Below are 1,850 nucleotides of genomic sequence, written 5' to 3'. Positions count from 1 at the left end.
CAGCAGCCGGTACAGCTGCATCCGCAGCGGGTTCATGAACGCCCTCAACCGTGACAGGTCGGTGATCTGCTCAGGCTTGTGCTTCGGTCGCATGCACTTACCGTAGGTGTGAAGCAAGAACTTCGCAATAGTCGCTTCAGAGTTGGATGGCCGAGCAGCCTGGCTCCGTGCGCAGGAGGCTGGAGACAGCCAGCCCAGCTCGACTTGACTGCCGCTGACGAGGTCAGCGGCGACTGTCTCCAGAGGCAAGCAGGCTGGTGGCCTCGGCGATCGCCTCCGCCGCGGGGTGGAAGTAGCGCCGTACGTTCTCCGGCTTCTTGTGCCGTGACTTGGCCATCAGTATCGGCAGGCTGACTCCGGCTTCGTTCAGACACGCCCTCGGCGTGCAGGCCGATCACCAGCAGCGACCGGGCCTCCTCCGAGTAGTCCATGTGCGGCGTCTTCTCGTCGTATCTGCGCATGAACGCCTCCGGCAGCCCGGCCCGGGCGAAGAGGCGGTCGAAGTTGTGCGTCGCCACGGGCCCGACCGCGTGCCCGGCGTCGTACAGGGCCTTCAGGAGCCGGTGAGCCTCGGTCGGCTCGGCCTCCAGCAGGCGCCGGAACATGCTGACCATGTCGCCGATCTTGCGCTCGGTGTCGGTCAGCACCTCCCTCACCAGGATGTCCTGGGCCGGAGACATCGTGAAGGCGTAGCCCTGGGTGAGGTCGTTGCCGTTGCGGGCGGGCCGGATCCGGTCGCTATCGAGTGGCCATCGGCGGGGGCGCCGGGTCGAGTGTCGGGAGATATCGAGCGAACAGACGCCGCATCCAGGCTGGTCTCACACCCCGCGACGAGTCGAGGAAGTGAGGCGCCATGGACGTCGCCCAGTACGAGCAGGTGGAGCGCAGCAGTGGTCCGGCCGTGCCGGTGCGGCCGACGGAGCCGGCGGAGGACGGAAGCGGAGACGGGACGCGGCTGAGGCTGCTCCTGTGCAGTGTGCCGTCCGACTCCCACATGTGGAACCTGGTGGCCCTTCAGCTGGAGCTGGAGGACCTGGGCCACGAGGTCGTCAACCTCGGGCCCTGCACGCCCGTGGAGCTGGTGCTGAAGACCTGCGCCGAGCAGCTCCCCGACTGCGTCGTGGTCAGCTCGGTGAACGGGTACGGGAGACTTCGTCAGCCGAAGAGCAGCTCGCGGTCGGCTCCGAGATGGCCGCGCAGCGTTGCCAGCGCGCGGGTGCTCTGCGACTTCACCACGGAGACGCTGACGCCGAGGATCTCCGCCGTGGTCTCCACACTGTGGTCCTCCCAGTGGCGCAGCAGCACGATCGCGCGGTCTCGTGGGGGCAGCAGCGCCAGGGCGTCGAGCAGGGTGAGGCGGGTCTCGGTGGGGTCGCTGTCGCTTGGGCGGTCAGGTAGCCGGCCTACTGTCAGTTCGGTGGTGCGGCGCAGCCTGCGGTGGTCGAGGAGTGTGTTGAGGAGCACTTTGCGGGCGTAGGGGAAGGGGTCGGCGCCGTCGCGGCGGATGGCGCGGTTCCAGGAGAGGTACAGCTTGGTGAGGGCGGTCTGGGTGAGGTCCTGGGCCAGGTGCCAGTCGCGGCACATCAGGTAGGCGATCTGGCGCAGCCGCATGGCGTTGGCGTCGGCGAAGGCCGTGAACTCTGCTTCACTGCGCATGAACTGGTGTCCTGCCCTGGTGTCGTCGGATACGGGAGGAGCCTCGCGGTCCCGGGCGGGGCCGCGAGGCGGATTCTGTCCTCAAGATCGTTCGGTGGGGGGAAGGTCGGGGCACCGGTCGGCTGCCGCATGGACGAAGCTGGAGTCCATGTGCCGGCTGTGTGCGGGGTCTCCGGCGATGGCGACGGCCTGGT

1 protein-coding gene and 2 pseudogenes are annotated in these 1,850 nt (G+C 68.1%); all 3 read right to left on the bottom strand.

Annotated elements, in window-relative coordinates; genetic code table 11:
• Positions 1-93 (bottom strand): annotated as a pseudogene (locus tag ACH4E7_RS45265) (transcriptional regulator); the annotation flags it as partial.
• Positions 94-223: 130 nt separating this feature from the next.
• Positions 224-370, bottom strand: a pseudogene (locus ACH4E7_RS45260) (site-specific integrase); the annotation flags it as partial.
• A gap of 785 nt (positions 371-1,155) precedes the next feature.
• On the bottom strand, positions 1,156-1,656 hold the full coding sequence (locus ACH4E7_RS45255) for a sigma-70 family RNA polymerase sigma factor (protein WP_396255072.1): 501 nt from the start codon (positions 1,654-1,656) through the stop codon (positions 1,156-1,158).
• Between the last annotated feature and the right edge of the window lie 194 nt (positions 1,657-1,850).

Origin of the sequence: Kitasatospora sp. NPDC018058 (assembly GCF_044327205.1) — a bacterium.
GTDB lineage: Bacteria > Actinomycetota > Actinomycetes > Streptomycetales > Streptomycetaceae > Kitasatospora.
This window is presented reverse-complemented; position numbering and strand designations above follow the sequence as displayed.